The organism is Mycobacterium sp. 23, from assembly GCF_048287075.1.
GTDB classification, from domain to species: domain Bacteria; phylum Actinomycetota; class Actinomycetes; order Mycobacteriales; family Mycobacteriaceae; genus Mycobacterium; species Mycobacterium gordonae_B.
This window is the reverse complement of sequence record NZ_JBLVUX010000005.1, coordinates 1,835,301-1,854,738: the sequence shown is the minus strand read 5'-3', so window position 1 is coordinate 1,854,738 and position 19,438 is coordinate 1,835,301. Positions and strand designations below refer to the sequence as shown.

At 66.6% G+C, this 19,438-nt stretch carries 17 protein-coding genes; 10 read left to right on the top strand and 7 right to left on the bottom strand.

The window, feature by feature from the left end; all coding sequences use genetic code 11:
- The first annotated feature begins 17 nt into the window (after nucleotides 1-17).
- A complete protein-coding gene (locus tag ACNQS7_RS09395; protein WP_418012344.1) occupies nucleotides 18-575 on the top strand; it encodes a flavin reductase family protein in 558 nt (185 codons plus the stop codon).
- A gap of 76 nt (nucleotides 576-651) precedes the next feature.
- On the opposite strand, the gene ACNQS7_RS09390 is transcribed toward ACNQS7_RS09395, so the two are convergent.
- Nucleotides 652-1,773, bottom strand: a complete 1,122-nt coding sequence (locus ACNQS7_RS09390; RefSeq protein WP_418012343.1) for a PQQ-dependent sugar dehydrogenase — start codon at nucleotides 1,771-1,773, stop codon at nucleotides 652-654.
- A 140-nt stretch (nucleotides 1,774-1,913) separates the two neighbouring features.
- On the opposite strand from ACNQS7_RS09390, the gene ACNQS7_RS09385 reads away from it, so the two are divergent.
- The 4 genes from ACNQS7_RS09385 (at nucleotide 1,914) to ACNQS7_RS09370 (ending at nucleotide 5,208) form a co-directional block, all read left to right on the top strand.
- Nucleotides 1,914-2,078: a hypothetical protein gene (locus ACNQS7_RS09385; protein ID WP_418012342.1), complete on the top strand. Its 165-nt coding sequence runs from the start codon at nucleotides 1,914-1,916 to the stop codon at nucleotides 2,076-2,078.
- Nucleotides 2,079-2,177: 99 nt separating this feature from the next.
- Complete coding sequence (locus ACNQS7_RS09380) at nucleotides 2,178-3,020, top strand: DoxX family membrane protein (protein ID WP_418012341.1); 843 nt, start codon at nucleotides 2,178-2,180, stop codon at nucleotides 3,018-3,020.
- A 110-nt stretch (nucleotides 3,021-3,130) separates the two neighbouring features.
- Nucleotides 3,131-3,739 carry a DUF4333 domain-containing protein gene (locus tag ACNQS7_RS09375; RefSeq protein ID WP_418012340.1) on the top strand — a complete coding sequence of 203 codons (609 nt, stop codon included), beginning with the start codon at nucleotides 3,131-3,133 and terminating at the stop codon, nucleotides 3,737-3,739.
- Nucleotides 3,736-5,208, top strand: coding sequence for a neutral zinc metallopeptidase (locus ACNQS7_RS09370; RefSeq protein ID WP_418012339.1), 1,473 nt, complete (start codon nucleotides 3,736-3,738; stop codon nucleotides 5,206-5,208). Before ACNQS7_RS09375 ends, ACNQS7_RS09370 begins: the two co-directional genes overlap by 4 nt.
- 10 nt (nucleotides 5,209-5,218) lie before the next feature.
- Here ACNQS7_RS09370 and ACNQS7_RS09365 read toward each other — a convergent pair whose 3' ends face one another.
- Entirely contained in the window at nucleotides 5,219-5,557 is a 339-nt protein-coding gene (locus ACNQS7_RS09365) for a PH domain-containing protein (protein ID WP_396891083.1), read from the bottom strand.
- A gap of 441 nt (nucleotides 5,558-5,998) precedes the next feature.
- Here ACNQS7_RS09365 and ACNQS7_RS09360 point away from each other — a divergent pair, with 441 nt between their 5' ends.
- Genes ACNQS7_RS09360 through ilvC form a run of 3 tightly spaced genes read left to right on the top strand, consistent with a single transcriptional unit; the run spans nucleotide 5,999 to nucleotide 9,384 of the window.
- Nucleotides 5,999-7,816, top strand: coding sequence for an acetolactate synthase large subunit (locus tag ACNQS7_RS09360; RefSeq protein ID WP_418015945.1), 1,818 nt, complete (start codon nucleotides 5,999-6,001; stop codon nucleotides 7,814-7,816).
- Nucleotides 7,816-8,331, top strand: a complete 516-nt coding sequence (ilvN, locus tag ACNQS7_RS09355; RefSeq protein WP_418012338.1) for an acetolactate synthase small subunit — start codon at nucleotides 7,816-7,818, stop codon at nucleotides 8,329-8,331. Before ACNQS7_RS09360 ends, ilvN begins: the two co-directional genes overlap by 1 nt.
- 51 nt (nucleotides 8,332-8,382) lie before the next feature.
- A complete protein-coding gene (gene ilvC, locus ACNQS7_RS09350; protein WP_310786695.1) occupies nucleotides 8,383-9,384 on the top strand; it encodes a ketol-acid reductoisomerase in 1,002 nt (333 codons plus the stop codon).
- 153 nt (nucleotides 9,385-9,537) lie between these two features.
- Here the strand turns inward: ilvC and wrbA are convergent, their stop codons facing one another.
- The 4 genes from wrbA to ACNQS7_RS09330 are packed head-to-tail and all read right to left on the bottom strand — an operon-like array spanning nucleotide 9,538 to nucleotide 15,244.
- Nucleotides 9,538-10,137: an NAD(P)H:quinone oxidoreductase gene (gene wrbA, locus ACNQS7_RS09345; protein ID WP_418012337.1), complete on the bottom strand. Its 600-nt coding sequence runs from the start codon at nucleotides 10,135-10,137 to the stop codon at nucleotides 9,538-9,540.
- Nucleotides 10,134-11,564, bottom strand: coding sequence for a phytoene desaturase family protein (locus ACNQS7_RS09340; protein ID WP_418012336.1), 1,431 nt, complete (start codon nucleotides 11,562-11,564; stop codon nucleotides 10,134-10,136). Before ACNQS7_RS09340 ends, wrbA begins: the two co-directional genes overlap by 4 nt.
- A 44-nt stretch (nucleotides 11,565-11,608) precedes the next feature.
- A complete protein-coding gene (locus ACNQS7_RS09335) occupies nucleotides 11,609-13,399 on the bottom strand; it encodes a glycosyltransferase (protein WP_418012335.1) in 1,791 nt (596 codons plus the stop codon).
- A 9-nt stretch (nucleotides 13,400-13,408) separates the two neighbouring features.
- Nucleotides 13,409-15,244, bottom strand: a complete 1,836-nt coding sequence (locus tag ACNQS7_RS09330; RefSeq protein WP_418012334.1) for a glycosyltransferase — start codon at nucleotides 15,242-15,244, stop codon at nucleotides 13,409-13,411.
- 328 nt (nucleotides 15,245-15,572) lie between these two features.
- Here ACNQS7_RS09330 and serA point away from each other — a divergent pair, with 328 nt between their 5' ends.
- Nucleotides 15,573-17,159, top strand: a complete 1,587-nt coding sequence (gene serA, locus ACNQS7_RS09325) for a phosphoglycerate dehydrogenase (RefSeq protein ID WP_418012333.1) — start codon at nucleotides 15,573-15,575, stop codon at nucleotides 17,157-17,159.
- Complete coding sequence (locus tag ACNQS7_RS09320; RefSeq protein ID WP_418012332.1) at nucleotides 17,156-18,169, top strand: 3-isopropylmalate dehydrogenase; 1,014 nt, start codon at nucleotides 17,156-17,158, stop codon at nucleotides 18,167-18,169. Before serA ends, ACNQS7_RS09320 begins: the two co-directional genes overlap by 4 nt.
- Here ACNQS7_RS09320 and ACNQS7_RS09315 read toward each other — a convergent pair.
- On the bottom strand, nucleotides 18,166-19,416 hold the full coding sequence (locus ACNQS7_RS09315; protein ID WP_418012331.1) for an MFS transporter: 1,251 nt from the start codon (nucleotides 19,414-19,416) through the stop codon (nucleotides 18,166-18,168). The two genes, ACNQS7_RS09320 and ACNQS7_RS09315, sit on opposite strands and share 4 nt — an antisense overlap.
- Between the last annotated feature and the right edge of the window lie 22 nt (nucleotides 19,417-19,438).

Sequence of the window (19,438 nt, the reverse complement as noted above, 5' to 3'; positions counted from 1 at the left end):
CTCATCATGGTGGAGTGATGGGTGAACCGTTCGACGACCTGATGTCGATGCTGGACTCTCCGGTGTTCATCGTGACCACGGCGGCCGACGGTATCCCGTCGGGCTGCCTGGTCGCCTTCGGCACCCAGACCAGTGTGCAGCCGCCCAGCTTCATGGTGGGCCTGCCTGCCGGCAGCGGCACCCACGAGGTGGGCAGCCGGTCCGAGTACGTCGCGGTGCACGTCGTGCCGCGCAGCCGGCAGGTGCTGGCTGAGCTGTTCGGGAATTGCCCGGACGACCCGTTTGCGCACTGCTCGTGGCGGGCGGGTCCGCTGGGAATGCCGATCCTTGACGACGCCGCCGCGTGGTTCGTAGGCCGGACGGTGAGCCGCAGCCCGGTCGCCGACCATGTGGCCTATCTGCTGGAGCCCGTCGCCACCTGGGCTCCCGAAAACGCCGACGAACTGCTGTACCTGTCGGACCTCGATGAGGAGTTCGAGCCGGGGCAGGAGGAGCAGCAGCGGCTCTACAGCGGTGAGCGGAACTCGGCGCAACCGAACTACGGCATGCGGTTCACCCTCAACGCGCCGTTTTAAAGGGCCGCGAGAAGACGCAAAAGCGCCATGGAGCATGCGCTCCCGGGCGCTTTTGTGTCTGCTCGCCAGGGACCGGTCAGGTCTTGTCGTCGTTGTTGCGCGGGAAGCCGCCGCCCTGCGGGAACAGCGGGAACACCACGTCGTCGAGCTTCTCAGCGTCGCCGGCGGTCTTGTTGACCGTCGCACCCCAGACGTTGCCGTCCGGCGACATCCGAAGCGCCCAGGCGTGCGCGTGCGTGTCCTTGCGGACCACGTCGGGCTCGCCGGTCACCGCACCGGTCTTCGGCGCCAGCCGCACCGCCACCGTCAGCTTGGTGTTGATCAGGTTCACCAGGACCGTGCCGTCCATCGCCGCGCAACCGGCGACGCCGGGCTTGTCCGGCCAGGTCCACACCGTGGAGACCTCGGATTTCTTGGTGATGCGCTGTAACCGGTCGGCGCCCGGCGTGCGGTCGGCGACGTACAGCGACCCGTCCACGGGGTCGATGCACATCCCCCCGCCCGAACCGATGCCCGACAACGCCGTCGTCGGGGGCGCCTGGCCGAGCGTGGTGGGCTGCTCGATGCGCAACACCTTGCCAGCCAGTGATCGGGGGTCGGCCGCCATCGCGGGGTTACCGGCGTCGCCGGTCATCACCACCAGGGTGGTGGGGGTAGTGAAGATCAGCGCGCCGGTATTGCCGGTGGCGCCTTTGGGGATTCCGGTCAGGATGTCTTTGGGGACGTCGCCTTCAGCGATACGGATGACGCGGTTGTCGGTGGGTGTGCTGACGTAGGCGTACATCAGCCGATCCTGCGAGAACGTGGGCGACAACACGATGTCCATCAGGCCGCCGTCGCCGGACGGGTCGACCGGGATGACCATCTTGACCTTGGGTTCGGCGCTGACGGAGATCTCCTTGACCGCGCCGGTGGTGCGCTCGGCGACCAGAGCGGTCTTGCTGTCGACGCCCATGATCAGGCCGCTCGTGCTTTCCAGGCACCCCTGCATCACCCCGGGCGCCGGGCACGCCTTGGGAAAGGGGGTGGGCGGCAACGGCGGCGGCGGGGGAGGCGTGGAGCTGGGCTGCGGCTTCAGTTCCGGGTTCGTCGTGAACGGCTGGGACTGGGCGTCGTTGAAACGGGCGCAGCCGCTGGACAGCAGCACCGCCGCAGACAGCGCAGCCAGCGCGCACCGAACCGACCGCCTCATCCGCATGACCGACAGGCTACGGAATCGGCGGTGAGGGCCGCCACCTGCTGCCGCCGCCAGGGCTTTCGCCGCGCAAATCCCCTGGTGTTGGCGATTGCCGCGAAGGGACGCCTTTCGTTCTCCAATAATTGCTGTGTGCTCGATCAGTGGCCGCGGCCACGGCTGTCGAGGCCGGACATGCGCTTGCGCACAGCGAACAAAGCAACAGCGGCAACGATGGTCTCGGGTTCGGTGGCGGCGGAAGAGGCGGGGTGTCCGGTACCGGGGCAGGAATGCGCGGCGGCAACGGCGGCAGCGGCGGTAGTAACTGAGGGGCTGGTGGGGCCGGGATTGGACCAACCGCGGATTTAACAGGCGGAAGCGCCGCTCAAATCCCAGCTTCCAGCAAAAAAGCCCTTACCCTGACACGAGTGACCAGTTCGAATGATTCGCATTGGCAGCGGCCGGACGGGCCCGCAGTGCCAACCTCCGGCCGTCCCGCCTCGGCAAGCCTGGTCGACCCCGAAGACGACCTGACACCCGCCGGCTACTCGGGCAACTTCGCCAACACCGGCACCACGACGATCATCCCGCCGTACGAACCTCAGACCGGCGGCTCGTCCTACAACCTATTGGACGCCCAGGAGCCGTTGCCGTACGTGCAGCCGCAACCGACCAGCAGGCAGATCCCCGCCGCTTCCCCACCCGTCGACTTCGACGAAGAAGACGAGCGGATGCGCGCCGCCGGGCGGCGCGGCACCCAGAACTTCGGCCTGCTGGTGCTGCGAGTCGGACTCGGGGCGGTGCTGATCGCGCACGGGCTGCAGAAGCTGTTCGGTTGGTGGGGCGGATCCGGCGTGAACGGATTCCGGAATTCGTTGCACGACATCGGCTTCCAGCACGCCGACGTCCTGGCCTACGTCAGCGCGGGCGGCGAGATCGTCGCCGGCGTGCTGCTGGTGCTGGGGTTGTTCACCCCGATCGCGGCCGCGGGAGCGCTGGCTTTCCTGCTCAACGGTCTGCTCGCATCCGCCTCGGCGCGTCCGCGCACCAACACCTTCACCTACTTCCTGCCGGACGGGCACGAATACCAGATCAGCCTGATCGTCATGGCCGTCGCCGTCATCTTGTCCGGTCCGGGGCGTTACGGCCTCGACGCGGGCCGGGGCTGGGCCCACCGGCCTTTCATCGGGTCCTTCGTGGCACTGCTGGCCGGTATCGCCGCCGGGATCGCCGTGTGGGTGCTGCTGAACGGCGTGAATCCGCTGGCCTGACGGGCCGCGCTTTTCGCACCTCGTCCGCGCGGATGAACTAGCGTGGAGGCGGCCCGTTCACGTGCTGCGCAGATCGGCGCGGTGTTGCATGACCCGATGGGGGGACACCGGTGAGCACACCCCGCGATTACAACCAGCCGCCCTGGCCGCAGCAGCCGCGGCGAGGGCCCGATCCGGGGCCGGCGGCCGGAACCCCCTGGTACCAGCAGCCGGTGGCTCGTCCGCCGTATCCGCCGGCCGGCCAGTACGGTGCGCCTGGCCAGTACGGCCGACCCGGCCAGTACGGACCGCCCGGCCAGTACGGACAGCCGCCCCAGTGGGGTCAGCCCGGTCCCACACCCTCGCCTGACACGTCAAAAGCGAAGGGCTCCAAGAGCAAACCCTTTCTGATTGCCGGTGCAGTCGCGGCGGTGCTGATTGTCGGGGTGGTTGTGGTGCTGTTGGTGTCATCGGGATTGAACCGGGACAGCAAAAAGGTCGCCGTGGCCGGAGTCCAGACCCAGGTCGAGCAGACCCTGGTGGACCGGATCACCGGGTACAGCTCCGGCGACATCTCCGACGTCAGGTGCAACGACGGTCGAGACCCGACGGTGAAGAAGGGCGGGAGTTTCACCTGTGACGTCACCGTGCGAGGTCAACGACGTCAGCTGAAGGTGACTTTTCAGGACGACAGCGGGACCTACTGGGTGGGCCTGCCCCAGCTCGAGGGTGGCAAATGAGGGCGTTCGTCCGGACCGTCGTCATATCGTGCGGTGCCATGCTGGTGCTGGCCGGCTGCGGCGGCGGAACAACGAGCATGGTGAGCGGGCGGGCGGTTTCCGGTCTCTACGACCCTGCCGCTGCGGGCGGCCTGCCGGTGAGTGAGGGCCCGAGTGGGCCGCGCAGCGATGCGCCGAAGCCGACCGGCACGGTGAAGAACACCGACAATGGCGAAATCGACCACCTGGCGATGCTCGCGCTCAATGACATCGAAGAATTTTGGCAGAACAACTGGCCGGTTGCGGCCAAGAAGCCGTTCAAGGCCGTCGGCACGGTGGTGTCCTACGATTCCACCGACCCGTCGAGCCCGATAGTGTGCCGCTCCAAGACTTACAAGGTCATCAACGCCGCCTATGCGTTCAATTGCAATCTCGTGCTGTGGGATCGGGGGCAACTGTTTCCCGCGGCCAAGAAGTACTTCGGCGATATGGCGGTGGTGGGAATTCTTGCCCACGAATTCGGGCACGCGCTGCAATTCAATGGGGGACTGGTCAACATCAGGACCACCCCGACTCTGGTCGAGGAGCAGCAGGCGGATTGTTTCGCGGGTGTCTATATCCGGTGGGTAGCCGAGGGCCACTCGTCACGGTTCACGGTGAACACCGGCGATGCGCTGAGCCATTTGATCGCCGGAATGCTCAAGACATCGGACCCGATCATGTCGGAGGCTGACTTCGAGCAAAGTGAAGACGATGCGCACGGGACCGGGCTCGATCGGGTCAGCGCATTCCAGATGGGATTCGACAGCGGGTCCGCCACCTGCGCCAAAATAGACATGAACGAAATCAAAGAACGCCGCGGCGACGAGCCGTTGGCGTTGCAGACCGACTCCTCGGGCGAAACCGACGCGGGAGAAGTGGCCATCGACAATGGCAGTGTGACCACGCTGATCGACATTTTGAATGCGGTCTTCACCCCGAAATCGCCGCCCACATTGTCGTTCAGCACCTCGACGTGTTCGGATGCCCAGGCCACTCAGGGCGCCTCGTACTGCCCGGCAACCAACACCATTACCGCTGACCTGCCCGCTCTGCAGCAAATCGGTAAGCCCGGCGGCCGGAAAGGAATGACCGACCCGCAGATGTTGCAAGGCGACAACACCGCGATGTCCATCGTCACCTCCCGATATGTGCTGGCTATTCAGCACGAACGGGGGCTACCCCTGGACACTCCCGTGAGCGCGGTGCGCACGGCGTGCCTGACCGGCGCCGCCCAGCGCAACATGGCTCAGCCGGTCAGCATCGCCTCGGGCAAGCAACTTGTGTTGACCGCCGGCGACCTGGACAAGGCAATCATCGGACTGCTGGTGAACGGCGTGGCTGCCAGTGATGTCAACGGTGCGAATATGCCGGCCGGCTTCACCCGCGTTCTCGCCTTCCGGGGCGGCGTTCTCAACAACATCGACGAGTGTTTCGACAGGATCGCCTGAGCCGGCGGTTTCAGCGGTAGGGGTTGGGCACCCGGCCCGCGCTGGCCTCGGTCAGCTGCGGGAGGGTCGCGAAGGTGACGGCAGGTAAGCGCAACTCCGAGCCGTTCTTCAGGTGCGCGCGCGCCCAGTTGCCCCGGTGGAACCGCAATCCGTCGATGTCCTCCCAGGCCACCGACTGGCTGCCCAACAGCGTGCGCGCGGTCACGCCGCGGTCGTCGGCGACCGTGCGGAACCGGATGATCAATGCGGACAACAACACCGGAATCACCAATATCGGGGCGGTGAACGGGAAGGCCGTCACCGGCACCAGCAGGCAGAGGGTCAAAAACCCGACGGCGATATGCGCCATCGGCGAGAGCTTGATGACTACGGGCGACTCGGTAACCACCCTCGCATCATTGCACCGCCTGCATCTCGGGTCGCTTTCGAGCGTGCCGACATGACTTCGGGCGTGCAACGGTGGCGGCTATCCGGCTTGTTTCCAGCCCACGATGCACATGCGATGCCGGCATCGCATACTCGATCCCAGGTGCCGGATTTGACGGTTGAGCAGTGCGAAGGCTACCGTCGGACGCTATGGAGTTCGGAATGCTCGTAGTAATTAGTCGGCGCGTTGGTGCCTGACTAGCTCTATCGAGCACCAACGCGACCCTCGTACAGCAGCTGAGCTGACGGGGGTTTTTTAATGCCCCGAGACGCCACATACGAAAAAACCGAAGAGGAAACAGTGAGCGCACCCACCAAGCCAGCGGCACCGGCCGCGACCCCCGCTTCTCAAGAGGCGGCCGAGATCGCCTCGGACGCCGGGAAAGCCACCGCGAAGCCGGCCACTGGCCAGCCGAAACGTATTGCGCCGCACCAACTTACCGGTGCGCAGGCGGTCATCCGGTCGCTGGAGGCATTGGGCGTCGACGTCATCTTCGGCATCCCGGGTGGCGCAGTATTGCCGGTGTACGACCCGCTGTTCGACTCCCAGCAGCTGCGCCACGTCCTGGTGCGTCACGAGCAGGGCGCCGGCCACGCCGCCAGCGGCTACGCCCACGCCACCGGCCGGGTCGGCGTGTGCATGGCGACGTCGGGTCCCGGGGCCACCAACCTGGTCACCCCGCTGGCCGACGCGCAGATGGACTCCATCCCCGTCGTCGCCATCACCGGTCAGGTCGGCCGGCAGCTGATCGGGACCGACGCCTTCCAGGAAGCCGACATCTCCGGCATCACGATGCCGATCACCAAGCACAACTTCCTGGTCCGCACCGGTGACGAGATCCCCCGGGTGATCGCCGAGGCCTTCCACATCGCGGCGTCCGGACGGCCGGGCGCGGTTCTCGTCGACATCCCGAAGGATGTGCTGCAAGGTCAGTGCACGTTCAGCTGGCCGCCGCGCATGGAACTGCCCGGCTACAAGCCGAACACCAAACCGCACAGCCGCCAGATCCGCGAGGCCGCCAAGCTGATCGCCGCCGCGAAGAAGCCGGTGCTCTACGTCGGCGGCGGCATCATCCGTGGCGAGGCGACCCAGGAGCTCCTGCACCTGGCCGAACTCACCGGCATCCCGGTGGTGACGACGCTGATGGCGCGCGGTGCATTCCCGGACAGCCACCGGCTGAACATGGGCATGCCCGGCATGCACGGCACCGTGGGTGCGGTGGCGGCGCTGCAGCGCAGCGACCTGCTGATCGCGCTGGGCACCCGCTTCGATGACCGGGTGACCGGCAAGCTCGAATCGTTCGCCCCGGAAGCCAAGGTCATCCACGCCGACATCGACCCCGCCGAGATCGGCAAGAACCGGCACGCCGACGTGCCGATCGTCGGTGACGTCAAGAACGTGATCACCGAACTGATCGAGATGCTGCGGCACTATGACACTCCCGGCAACCTCGACATCACGGACTGGTGGGAGTACCTGGAGGGCGTCCGCAAGACGTACCCGCTGAGCTACGACCCGCAGAGCGACGGCAGCCTGGGCCCGGAATTCGTGATCGAGAAGCTGGGCCAAATCGCGGGTCCGGACGCCATCTACGTGGCGGGCGTCGGCCAGCACCAGATGTGGGCGGCGCAGTTCATCAAGTACGAAAAGCCGCGCACCTGGCTGAATTCCGGAGGTTTGGGAACCATGGGCTTCGCCATCCCGGCGGCCATGGGAGCCAAGATCGCGCTGCCGGACACCGAGGTGTGGGCGATCGACGGCGACGGCTGCTTCCAGATGACCAACCAGGAGCTGGCCACCTGTGCCATCGAAGGCATCCCGATCAAGGTGGCGCTGATCAACAACGGCAACCTGGGCATGGTGCGGCAGTGGCAGACCCTCTTCTACGAAGAGCGGTATTCGCAGACCGACCTGGCCACCCACTCGCACCGCATCCCGGATTTCGTGAAGCTGGCCGAGGCGCTCGGTTGCGTCGGAATGCGCTGCGAGCGTGAGGAAGACGTCGAAGAGATGATCAACCGCGCGCGCGAGATCAACGACCGCCCGGTGGTGATCGACTTCATCGTCGGCGCCGACGCGCAGGTCTGGCCGATGGTCGCCGCGGGCACCAGCAACGACGAGATCCAGCACGCGCGCGGCATCCGTCCCCTTTTCGACGACATCACCGAAGGGCACGCGTAATGGTCAACGGATCGCCTAAGACGCACACACTTTCGGTCCTGGTCGAGGACAAGCCGGGTGTGCTCGCCCGCGTGGCGGCGCTGTTCTCGCGGCGCGGTTTCAACATCGAGTCCCTTGCTGTCGGTGCCACCGAGCAGAAGGACATGTCGCGGATGACCATCGTCGTCTCCGCCGAGGCGACACCGCTCGAGCAGATCACCAAGCAGCTCAACAAGCTGATCAACGTGATCAAGATCGTCGAGCAGGACGTCGACAACTCGGTGGACCGGGAACTGGCGCTGATCAAGGTGCGCGCCGACGCCGGTACCCGCAGCCAGGTCATCGAAGCCGTGAACCTGTTCCGCGCCAACGTGATCGACGTGTCGCCGGAGTCGCTGACCGTGGAGGCCACCGGCAACCGCGGCAAGCTGGAGGCGCTGTTGCGGGTATTGGAGCCGTTCGGTATCCGCGAGATCGTGCAGTCGGGTGTGGTGTCGATGGCCCGCGGGCCTCGCGGCATCGGCACCGCCAAGTAAGTTCTAGCTGTTTAACAAGAAGGAGTAATACCCGTGCCGCAGGCATTAGAGATGTTCTACGACGACGACGCAGATCTGTCGATCATCCAGGGCCGCAAGGTCGGCGTGATCGGTTACGGCAGCCAGGGCCACGCGCACTCGCTGAGCCTGCGTGACTCCGGCGTCGAGGTGAAGGTCGGGCTGAAAGAGGGCTCGAAGTCCCGTGCCAAGGTCGAGGAGCAGGGCCTCGAGGTCGACACCCCGGCCGAGGTGGCCAAGTGGGCCGACGTCATCATGCTGCTGGCCCCGGACACGGCGCAGGCCGAGATCTTCACCAACGACATCGAGCCCAACCTGAAGGCCGGTGACGCCCTGTTTTTCGGGCACGGGCTCAACATCCACTTCGGCCTGATCAAGCCGCCGGCCGACGTCACCGTCGCGATGGTCGCTCCCAAGGGCCCCGGCCACCTGGTGCGCCGTCAGTTCGTCGACGGCAAGGGCGTGCCGGCGCTGATCGCCGTCGAGCAGGACCCGACGGGCAACGGCCAGGCGCTGGCGTTGTCCTACGCCAAGGCCATCGGCGGCACCCGCGCCGGCGTCATCAAGACCACGTTCAAGGACGAGACCGAGACCGACCTGTTCGGTGAGCAGGCCGTGTTGTGTGGTGGCACTGAGGAATTGGTGAAGACCGGCTTCGACGTCATGGTCGAGGCGGGTTACCCGCCGGAGATGGCGTACTTCGAGGTGCTGCACGAGCTCAAGCTGATCGTCGACCTGATGTACGAGGGCGGCATCGCCCGGATGAACTACTCGGTGTCCGACACCGCGGAGTTCGGCGGCTACCTGTCGGGTCCGCGCGTCATCGACGCCGGCACCAAGGAGCGGATGCGGGAAATCCTGCGCGACATCCAGAATGGCGACTTCGTCAAGAAGTTGGTGGCCAACGTCGAGGGCGGCAACAAGCAGCTCGAGCAGTTGCGCAAGGAGAACGCCGAGCACCCTATCGAGGTCACCGGTAAGAAGCTGCGCGACCTGATGAGCTGGGTCGACCGGCCCATCACCGAAACGGCCTAATAGGCCGAGCAGACGCAAAAGCCCCTTGGAACGCGCGTTCCAAGGGGCTTTTGCGTCTCTTCGCGGGGCTGCCTCAGGCCGGCCTCGTCCAGACTGAATCCTGGCACACCTTCCGCGGCGTGTCGTGTGCGTGGGTTCAGTGTCGCGCGGGCATCAGGCGCTCAGCCGCCCGGCGGTCTGAACCACCCGGCGCGCCAGGTGATCGAGGGCGTCACCCGTGGCCGAGTCGAACTCGTTGATGTTGTCGTGCGTCGAAACCAGGCTCGCCCCATAGGGGTTGCCGTCGACGAACTTAGACGGGTCGGTGTATCCGGGCGGCACGATGATGCCGCCGAAGTGCATCAGCGTGACGTAGAGCGTCAACAGCGTGGTCTCCTGACCGCCGTGCAAAGTGTTCGAGGATGTGAAGCCGGCATACACCTTGTCGGCGAGCTTTCCTGCGGCCCACAGTCCGCCGAGCCCGTCCAGGAAGTCCCGCAACTGCGAAGCGACCGAACCGAAGCGGGTGGGGGAGCCGAAGATCACCGCGTCGGCCCACTCGATGTCCTCACCGGCTGCGGCCGGAAGATCCTTGGTCGCCTCGTAATTTGCCGTCCAGGCCGGGTTGTGCGCGAACGACGCCGGGTCGCGGGTTTCGGCGACGTGGCGGACCCGGACTTCGGCGCCCGCGGCTTCGGCCGCCGCGGCGACACGTTGCGCCATGGAGGTGCCGTGGCCCGTGGCGGAGTAGTAGATGATCGCGAGTTTCGTCATGGGCTCAGCTTAGGCAGCTCTTTGATGCCGAATTCGCGCCGCAACGCCGTGCGCGCGGCGTAATAGCCGCCCATGCCGTGCACCCCGGCGCCGGGCGGGGTGGCAGCCGAACACAGATAGGCCTTGGGAATCGGTGTGCTCCAAGGATTTAGCCGCGGCGTGGGGCCCAACGTCGCGCGTAGCACCGAGGCCCCGCCCACGGCGATGTCCCCCCCGACGTAGTTGGCGTTGTGCTCGGCCATCCGTGCGGCGGGCACACTGCGTACCGCCACCACTATGTCGCGGAACCCGGGAGCGAACCGCTCGACGACGGCGGTAACGGCCTCAGTTGCGTCCTCTGTCGATCCTGCCGGCACATGCGCGTACGTCCAGAACGGGCGGTGACCGTCGGCGTCGATCCGGCCGGGATCGACAAGGTGCGGCAGGGAGGCGAGCACCATCGGCATTGGCGCGTGACGTCCGGCGGCGATGTCGGCTTCGGCCCGCGCCATCTCCGGGCGCGTCCCTCCGAGATGCAGGGTCGGCGCCTGCTTGAGCCGCGGGTCCGTCCACGGGATCTCGTCGCTGAGGACGAAATCGACCTTGGCCGCTCCCGATCCGAATCGATAGTGCTGCAACGCTTTGGCGTAATTACCGGGAATCGTGTCGCGGTATACGCGCAGCAGTGTCGTCGGGGAGGTGTCGAAAATGGCCACACCTTCGGGCGGGGAGTCGACCTCTACACCCGACGTCAGTTCGCCCCCATGCGCACGCAGATCGGCGATCAGGGCGTCCGAGATCCGCTGGGTCCCGCCCACCGGTATCGGCCAGCCAACGGAATGGGCGAGTGTGGAGAGCATGAGCCCCGCACCCGCGGAGGCCAGCGAAGGTAACGGCGTAATCGCATGGGCGGCAACGCCGGTGAATAAAGCCTGGGCATCATCACCGCGCAACGCGGCCCACGCCGGGGTGCCCTGGGTCAGCAGGCGCAGCCCGAGGCGAACGACGGGGACCAATGACGTGGGCACCGAACGTTTGTCCCCTAGTAGGAACGCGACCACCGCATCGGAGTTCGACACCAGTGGGCCGAGGAAGCGCCGCCATGCCGCGCCGTCATCCAACTCGGCGCAAGTCCGCTCCAGGTCGCGATACGCGATCGCCGCCGGCCGGCCCGGCAGTGGGTTGGCATAGGAAATCTCCGGGACCGCCAAAACGACTCCGCGCGCGGACAGATCGAACTCGGCGAAGAACGGCGACGCATAGCCCAGTGGGTGCACCGCCGAGCAGATGTCGTGCAGCACTCCCGGGAATTCGACATCGGCCGCGCTGCGCGCTCCGCCGCCGAAGGTGGGCTGTGCCTCGAGGACCTGCACTTTCAATCCCGCGCGGGCACAGATGACGGCTGCGGCGAGCCCGTTGGGCCCGCTGCCGACGACGGTGACGTCCATCTGTGAATTACAGCCGACGAACGTCGTTCAAGGAAATCCCGCAACTACCGCAGGCCGGACGTGATGCACAACACCTCATCGAGGCTGGCGGTCGCGAACCCGGACGCGGCGGCTCGCCGGCCCAGTGCGGCGAGCGGATCGGGGTCATCGGCACGGAAACCCCCGGCGCGGTCGAGTCGGGCCGTGTCGAACATCGCCGGGCCGTGCGCCACGTGCCCGCCCAGCACATAGCGTCCGGCGCCGGGCGCTCGGCTCACCGTGTCCTCCGTCGCGCTGGCACCCCTCAGCGTGCTGGCATCGCCGAAGTTGATCGCCACCTGGAACACTCGTGGTTCGGCTTCGAGCACCGCGTTGAGTCGGGCGATGAAGTCTTCGGGTGCGTAGAATTGCCAGCCCTGTCCGAGGTGCAGCCAGAACCGTCCGTGGATCTGAGCGCGCAGGTAGGCGAGATGGGCGCCCGGCCCGCTGCCGGGGGCGGCATCGGTGAACTCGAGAAACCCATAGCGCTCAAGGAGGTTGGCCCGTTCCGCGGCTGACAGGCCGGCATCGATTACCAAGAACCGTCCGACCCGCGACACGTCGGTGCAGCAGTTCAGGAATGAGTTCAGGGTCAGATCGGTGCCGGCGGGATCCGGGCCGGCGACCAGGCTGACGCTGACCTCGGTGTCGCGCGGACCGGCAAAGAGGCTTTGCGCCAAGGCCTCCGGGTAACGAGAAGCCGCCTCGATCATCGGCGGCGCACACACGTCGAGGTTGGCCGCCATCCGTTTTCGGTCATCGGCGGGGATGTCAGGCCGGGCCAGCACCCGCCGCCAGAGCGCGAACGCGCGAGGCTTCTCGTTAATCCAGGACGCGCACACCGCCTGCTCGTCGAGCGCGCGCCAATGGTAGATATCGGCGGCGACGAAGACGATGTCGTCTTCGGGGTAGGGGATCTCGGCAGCGCGCTTGGCAAACATATAGCCAAGTTGATAGCGCTGCTGCCTGCAGTACCACCGCGCGATGGCATAGAGGGGCTCGGCCCGGCTCGGCCGGTATTCCCAAGCCTTCAGGTAACTGTGCTGTACCTCAGCCCACGGCTCGCCGAGTTCCGCCATCGACGCCGCGACCCGCAACAGCGAGTAGAAGACCTCTTCATCCCAACCCCCCATCTCGGCACGGCGCTCATACCACTTTCGCGCGTTGGCGTAATCGCTCATGCAGAAGTAACTCTGGGCGAGATAAAAGACGGACCGAGAATCGTTGGGACTGCGTTCGACCTCGGCAAGCAGCAGATCTCGGTCGCGGGCGTGCTTGCGATTCGGGTCGCTGTTGCGCGCGCCGAGTCGACGAGATTCGACGTGGTAGTCGCCGTCCAATCGGTCGTGGCGGAAGCTCACGTCGTCCGTCACGTACTCATGTACAACGCCTTCGTAGCGGACCGGCAGCCCGTCACGGAATAGCTGTGGTCGCCAAAAAGTGTTGGTGTCTGAGTCTCGGCACCGCAGCCAGGTGATGTCGGCGCCGAGTCCGCTGAAGTCGATCGTGCCTTCGATGGTGTCGTCGGCGTCCATGACCCAGATGTAGTCGCCATGGCCTTGGGCTAGGGTCAGAGCCTCAGACCGGTTGTGGCCGAAGTTGCGCCAGGGTCGTTCGTGAAGCTCTCCTGGGATGCCAAGTCGGGCCATCTGGTTGCGGACCAGGTCTTGGGTACCGTCGTCGGAGCCGGTGTCGACGATGACCCACGAACTGATGTGCGGGGCTACCACGTCAAGCACTTCGTGGACGATATGAGCCTCGTTGCGCACGATCATGTTGAGGCAGATCGCGGGGCGGGCGCGCACAGCGTCGGGCACGGCGAGATCCTAGCTCTGCGTGGGTGTGTCGCGGTTCAGTCGTGGGGCGACAGGATTCGGCGACGCCGTATTGAGGCACAACACCTCATCGAGGCTGGCGGTCGCGAACCCGGCCGCGGCGGCTCGGAAGCCAAGTGCGGCGAGCGGATCGCGGTCATCGGCACGGAAACCCCCGACGCGATCGAGCCGGGCGGTGTCGAACATCGCCGGGCCGTACGCCGCTTGCTCGCCGAGCACATAGCGTCCGGCGCCGGGTGCGCGGGAGACGATCTCGTCGGGCGCGCTCGCACCGATGAGTGTGTCCGCGTCGGCGAAGTTGACCGCCACCTGGTACACGTTCTCCTCGGCCTCGAATACGCTCGTCAGGCGGGTGATCAAGTGCTCCCGGGCGTAGAACTGCCCGCCGTGTCCCAGGTGCAGCCAGAACCGTCCGTAGATCTGGTCTCGGATCTGCGAAAGAAGGGCTCCCGCAGACTCTCCGGCGGTGATTGGACAGAACTCCAGAAACGGATACCGCTCCAGCAGTACCGCGCGATCGGCCACAGGCAGGCCGGCGTCGAGCACCAGAAAGCGTCCGATCCGCCACATGTCGGTGCAGCAGTTCAGAAGTGAGTTCAGGGTCACCTCAGTGCTTTTGATGCCGTCACGATCCGGCCCCGCGACCAGGCTGAGCACCACCTCGGCGTCGCGGCGGCGGCCCGGCAGGTGCAGCGCAAGCTCACCAGGGTAAGACGCGGCCGCTTCGAAAGTATTCGGGGCACTGTTGTCGCAGTTGTTGGTGATTCGCTGCCGATCGTCGTCGGGAATGGCGGGCTTGGCCAGGATGCGCCGCCAGAGTTCGATCGCCTCGGCGTGCTTGCCGATCCACGATGCGCAGACAGCCGCCTCGTCGAGCGCGCCCCAGGTGTAGGTATCCGCAGCGACAAGCAAGGTGTCCTCAGCGGGGAACGGGATCTCGGCGGCATGCTTGGCGAATAGATAGCCGAGCCGGTAACGCTCGTCGAGACGGTAGCGATAAGCGATGGCGTACAAGGGTTCCGCGCGAGTCGGCCGGAACTCCCAAGCCCGTAGGTAGGCGTCCTGTACTTCCGGCCAGGGCGCACCCATCGACCACATCGACTCCGCGACGCGGTACATCGATTGGTAGGTCTCCTCGGCCCACCCGCCCATGTCGACGCGGCGCTGATACCACGTGCGGGCATTCTCGAAATCGCCCAAGTCGAAGTAACTTTGCGCCAGATAGAATACCGACCGCGCATCATCGGGATTGCGTTCGATCTCGGCCAGCAGCAGGTCGCGGTCGCTCTCGAACTTCTGCTGCGGATTCTGGTTGCGCGCTCCGAGACGGCGAGAATCGATGTAGTAGTCACCTTCGAGGCGGTCGTGACTGAAATCGGAGTCCACCATGACGTATTCGTGGACCACGCCTTCGTAGCGGACCGGCAATCCGTCGCGAAAGAGGTTCGGCCGCCAGCAGATGTCAGAGGTTTCGCCGTACCGGAGTTGGTAGAGATCTTTGCCCAAGTGGCCGAAATCGAGGTTGCCTACCACCTTGTCGTCGGCGTCGAGGACCCAGATGTAGTCACCATGGCCCTGGGCGAGGTCCAACGCCTCGGACCGGTTGTGCCCGAAATCGCGCCACGGTCGCTCGTGGAGCTCACCGGGAATGCCAAGACGGGCCATGTGATCGCGGATGACGGCCTGGGTCCCGTCGTCGGAGCCGGTGTCCACGATCACCCATGCACTGATGTACTGCGCGATCTCGTCAAGGGTTTGTCGGATGATCGCCGCCTCGTTGCGGACGATCATGTTGACGCAGATCGCCGGGAGGACAGGGGAGGACACGGCCGGATCGTACTCAGCGGCGCCGGTTGTGGTTAAGGGATTGGCCCGAGTGATGTGCGGCAGCGGCTTCGCCGCGCTCGCGATCCCCGCGGGGTCTGATGGCGGGGGACCCGCTTCGCCCGGCTCCGCCGCGCTCGCGATCCCCGCGGGGTCCGATGGCGGGGACCCGCTTCGTCCGGCTTCGCCGCGCTCGCGATCCCCGCGGGGTCCGATGGCGGGGACCCGCTTCGCCCGGCTCCGCCGCGCTCGCGATCCCCGCGGGGTCCGATGGCGGGGACCCGCTTCGCCCGGCTCCGCCGCGCTCGCGATCCCCGACTACGCTGTCCGCGTGAACTTGCCTGTTGTATTGATCGCCGACAAACTCGCCCAATCGACCGTCGCCGCCCTGGGAGACCAGGTCGAGGTGCGCTGGGTAGACGGGCCAGACCGGGAAAAGCTGCTGGCCGCGGTGCCCGAGGCCGACGCACTGCTGGTCCGCTCGGCCACCACGGTCGACGCCGAGGTGCTCGCCGCGGCCCCCAAGCTCAAGATCGTCGCCCGCGCCGGGGTCGGACTGGACAACGTCGACGTCGACGCCGCCACCGCCCGTGGCGTGCTGGTGGTCAACGCCCCCACCTCCAACATTCACAGCGCCGCCGAACACGCGATCGCCCTGCTGCTGGCCGCGTCCCGCCAGATCCCAGCCGCCGACGCCACGCTGCGCGAGCACACCTGGAAGCGCTCCAAATTCTCGGGCACCGAGATCTTCGGCAAGACCGTCGGCGTGGTCGGCCTGGGCCGCATCGGCCAGCTGGTCGCCCAGCGGATCGCCGCCTTCGGCGCCCACCTGGTCGCCTATGACCCGTACGTGTCGCATGCCCGCGCCGCCCAGCTGGGCATCGAACTGCTGCCGTTGGACGAGCTGCTGGCCCGCGCCGACTTCATCTCGGTTCACCTGCCCAAGACGCCGGAGACGGCCGGGTTGATCGGCAAAGAGGCGCTGGCCAAGACCAAGCCCGGCGTCATCATCGTCAACGCGGCCCGCGGCGGCCTGATCGACGAAGCCGCCCTGGCCGAGGCCATCACCAGCGGCCACGTGCGCGGCGCGGGCCTGGACGTGTTCGCCACCGAACCCTGCACCGACAGCCCGCTGTTCGAGCTGCCCCAGGTGGTCGTCACACCGCACCTGGGCGCCTCGACCGCCGAGGCGCAGGACCGGGCCGGCACCGACGTCGCCGAGAGCGTGCGGCTTGCGCTGGCCGGCGAGTTCGTTCCGGACGCCGTCAACATCGGCGGCGGCGTGGTCAACGAGGAAGTGGCGCCGTGGCTGGACCTGGTGCGCAAGCTCGGCGTCCTGGCCTCAGCGTTGTCCGACGAGTTCCCCGCGTCGCTGTCGGTACAGGTGCGCGGAGAGCTTGCGGCCGAGGACGTAGAGGTGCTGAAGCTGTCGGCGCTGCGCGGTCTGTTCTCCGCCGTCATCGACGAGCCCGTCACCTTTGTGAACGCCCCGGCGCTGGCCGCCGAGCGCGGCGTCACCGCCGAGATCGGCAAGGCCACCGAAAGCCCAAACCACCGCAGCGTTGTGGACGTGCGCGCCGTCGGCGCCGACGGCTCGGTCGTCAACGTCGCGGGCACGCTGACCGGGCCACAGCTCGTCGAGAAGATCGTCCAGATCAACGGCCGCAGCTACGACCTGCGCGCCGAGGGCATCAACCTGGTGATCAACTATGCCGACCAACCCGGCGCCCTGGGCAAGATCGGGACGCTGCTCGGCGCGGCGGGGGTGAACATCCAGGCGGCGCAGCTGTCCGAGGACACCGAGGGCCCGAGCGCCACCGTCGTCCTGCGCCTCGACCAGGACGTGCCGGCCGACGTGCGCTCGGCGATCACCGAGTCGGTAGGCGCGAACAAGCTTGAAGTGGTTGATTTCTCGTGACGAAGCTCGCCGTCATCGCCGGCGACGGGATCGGCCCGGAAGTCATCGCCGAGGCCCTCAAGGTCCTCGACGCCGTCCTGCCCGGGGTGGAGAAAACCGAATACGACCTGGGCGCGCGGCGCTTCCACGCGACCGGCGAGGTGCTGCCGGAATCGGTGGTCCCCGAGTTGCGCCAGCACGACGCGATCCTGCTCGGTGCCATAGGTGACCCGTCGGTCCCCAGCGGCGTGCTGGAGCGGGGATTGTTGCTGCGCATGCGTTTCGAGCTCGACCACCACGTCAACCTGCGCCCGGCCCGGCTGTATCCGGGAGTGACCAGCCCGTTGGCCGGAAACCCCGACATCGACTTCGTCGTGGTGCGCGAAGGGACCGAGGGGCCGTACACCGGAAACGGCGGCGCGATCCGCGTCGGCACCCCCCACGAGGTGGCGACCGAGGTGAGTGTCAACACCGCGTTCGGCGTGCGCCGGGTGGTCAAAGACGCTTTCGAGCGGGCTCGTAAGCGCCGCAACCACCTCACCCTGGTGCACAAGACCAATGTGCTGACCTTCGCCGGGGGACTCTGGCTGCGGACCGTGCAGGAGATCGGCGAGCAGTATCCCGACGTCGAGGTCGCCTACCAGCACGTCGACGCGGCGACGATCTTCCTGGCCACCGACCCCGGACGATTCGACGTGATCGTCACCGACAACCTGTTCGGCGACATCATCACCGACCTGGCCGCGGCCGTGTGTGGCGGAATCGGCCTGGCCGCCAGCGGCAATATCGACGCGACGCGCACCAACCCGTCGATGTTCGAGCCGGTGCACGGCAGCGCTCCCGACATCGCCGGACAGGGCATCGCCGATCCCACCGCGGCGATCATGTCGGTGGCGTTGCTGCTGGCCCATCTAGGCGAGGACGAGGCGGCTGCCCGCGTCGACCGTGCGGTGGCGGCCTACCTGGCAACTCGCGGGGACGAACGGCCTCCCACCAGCGTTGTCGGCGAACGGATTGCAGCCGGGCTCTAGGCTGCCTGAGGGTCCAGGTCGGGCCGCTGGGTTCGCGCATCACTCGGCGAGGTGTGTCTGGCCTGTCGGCGCCCGGTATGCAGCGGCACGATCGGGAGTGCCAGCAAGGGAAACAGCCCGCAGACCGCGAACGCCAACGGATATCCCGCCAACTCGATCACCTCGCCGAACACCGGCGGTCCCGCTGCCGCGGCAATGGTCTGCGTGGTGTTCTGCGTCGCCATTGCCCGTCCGCTCCAGTGTCGGCCGGCGAATTCCGCAATAGCCGTGAAAGCCAAGCCGTTGTCGAGGCTGGTGATCACGGACGCGGCCACCATGAGCGGGACCGCGAATGGCGACTGCAGCAGATCCGTGAGTGCCGTAAACAGCAGGACGACGACAGCGGACGCCGCGATCCTGCGGATTGGCGAGGTGCGCGAGCCGATCCGGTCAGACCATCGACCGACGACGATGCGGCCCACTGCTCCGAGAAGCTGTGACACGCTGACGACGGCGCCCGCTGCTGCGACTGACCAACCGCGCGCCTCGATCAACCACACCAGCATGAACGTGAAGACCACTGTCTGCGGCACCATCAGCAGTGCTGATGCGAGATGGATGCGCCAAAGCACGGACGTACCGCGATAGGGACCGACGCTGGCATCTCGGCAAGCGTCCGTCGTCTCCGGCCAGGCGGGGTTGCGGACTGTGACGGCGCATAACAGGGCGGCCGAGCCGCAGAGCGTGGCACAGAAGACGAACGCGCTCGACAGACTCCGGTCACCGAGCTCCGGCAGAACCATAGCGGCCATGGCAACCCCGAGCGGCGGTGCGGTCTGGCGGATCCCCATCGCCAGGCCGCGTTGGTGCGGCGGAAACCAACCCGTCACCAGTGGACCGCTGGCAGTGTAGACACTGGCCGCAGACATGCCGCCGACGAATAGGCATAGTGCCTGCGGCCAACCGGAGGGTGGCACCGTTGCGGCGCCGAACGCGGCGCAAGCCGTCAACGCCAGACCCGTCGTCAGTACGGTTCGCTCGCCTGTCCGGTCCAGCAGATAACCCCAGCCGATGTGAGTCACCAGCATTCCGGCACCGGGTAGGGCAGACATTAGAGCGGCCCCGGCAAGGGAAACATCGTGTTCACGATCCAAGACGGGGATGAGGAAGGCGATTCCTTTGACAAACACCGTGGCACACAGGGTGGCCATAAGCGAGACACCCAGCATCACCCAGTGCCGTCTGCTGTTGTGTAATTCCGCTGGCACCGGCTGATGGTTACAGCAGTCC